This is a genomic window from Tessaracoccus terricola (assembly GCF_054776555.1).
This window is the reverse complement of the sequence record NZ_BAAHBS010000008.1, coordinates 1-1529: the sequence shown is the minus strand read 5'-3', so window position 1 is coordinate 1529 and position 1529 is coordinate 1. Positions and strand designations below refer to the sequence as shown.

Annotated in this window: 1 protein-coding gene; it reads left to right on the top strand. The window is 50.9% G+C overall.

Features of this window, described 5'->3' with window-relative positions; genetic code table 11:
• The first annotated feature begins 106 nt into the window (after positions 1-106).
• Positions 107-1441, top strand: a complete 1335-nt coding sequence (locus tag ACYU7G_RS17150; protein WP_461110051.1) for a hypothetical protein — start codon at positions 107-109, stop codon at positions 1439-1441.
• Positions 1442-1529: the final 88 nt, after the last annotated feature.

Genomic DNA, 1529 nt, shown 5'->3' with positions numbered 1-1529 from the left:
GCGTTAATGTACGGAGGTAGGGTCCAAATGTTTTGTCCTGCCAAGACGCAGATCTGCGCCACAAATCATTTAGAAACCGTGTCAAGAAGCCCCCCACCAAATTTGTATGTACATCTTCCCAAGCATCTTTCGCTTTCATTATTTCATAACGACCACCACGATGCCCGCAAATACTGATATCGCAACCCGCGCATTAGTTGTTAGCCTTAAGGCTCCTTGTAGTAGTAAAACTACCGCTGAGGTCTCTGCTATTACCGGTCTATCAAGCCGCCAGGTCAACCGAATCTACGCACGAGCTATTGAGAGAGGGTTTGACCCTAACCAACGCCCTCTATCTCTTCGAGATGAATACCTCCAAGATGCCCCTCGATCTGGACGCCCTCTGAAGCGTACAACAGAGGCTCAAGAGAGCGTTATCTCGAAGGCACGCCGAGACCGATACGGGCGGGAGAAATCAGCTGCTGATATTGCTGGTGAGCTTAGCTCCGAGGGTATCATAGTCTCCAAAACAACAGTCCTTCGAATCCTCAAGTCCGCTGGCTTCAGGAAAACCAAGCCAACGAGGAAGCCTGGACTGACGAAGAGGATGAGGGCTGAGCGCCTTGACTGGTGTCTAGCTCATCAGCATTGGACTCTCGAGGATTGGAAGGATGTCATCTGGTCTGATGAGACCTCTGTTATCTTGCTCCATCGCCGCGGAGGGTATAGGGTATGGCGGAAGGCTGATGAGCGCTTTCTCCGGACCTGTATCCGTGAGAGATGGAAGGGTACGAGCGAGTTTATGTTCTGGGGGGCTTTCTCTTACGATAGCAAGGGTCCTTGCCACTGCTGGGCCCCAGAGACTGCTCAAGAGAGGGCGGCTGCTACGAGGGCTATCGAGAAGCTTAACGAAGAGCTCGAACCGGTTATGAAGGAGCAGTGGGAGCTTAGCAATGGCATGAGGAGGCTTAACCTACGTCAGCTACCAGGGAAGAAGCCTGAATGGAAGTGGAAGAAGGAGACTGGGAAGCTTATAAGGGGCTCAGGAAAAGGGGTTGATTGGTGGCGGTATCAGCAAACGGTTCTTCTACCCCTAATGTTCCCTTTTGCTAAGGAATGCCTCAAAAAGCGCCCAGGGACTATAGTTCAAGAGGATAAGGCACCCGCTCATAACCACTACATCCAGCAAAGAGTATACGATCTTCATCAGGTACGCCGCCTCTTATGGTGTGGGAACTCTCCAGACCTCAACGCGATCGAGCCCTGCTGGCCTTGGATGAAGAGGGTCACTACAAAGAAAGGGGCTCCAAAGAATAGGCGTGATGCTATTCAGGCTTGGAAGCAGGCTTGGGATGAGCTCCCACAAGCAAAAATTCAAGCTTGGATCGAGCGGATTCCAGTTCATATAGAAAAAATCATCGAACTTCGTGGAGGGAACGAGTATAAAGAGGGTCGAGGATAGGTCCATAGTAATTTGTATGTGGCGTTACTCTGTGGCGTTCTACCCCTGTCTTTTTTCGAGACAAAACTTTTGGGCCGTACCTCCGTAC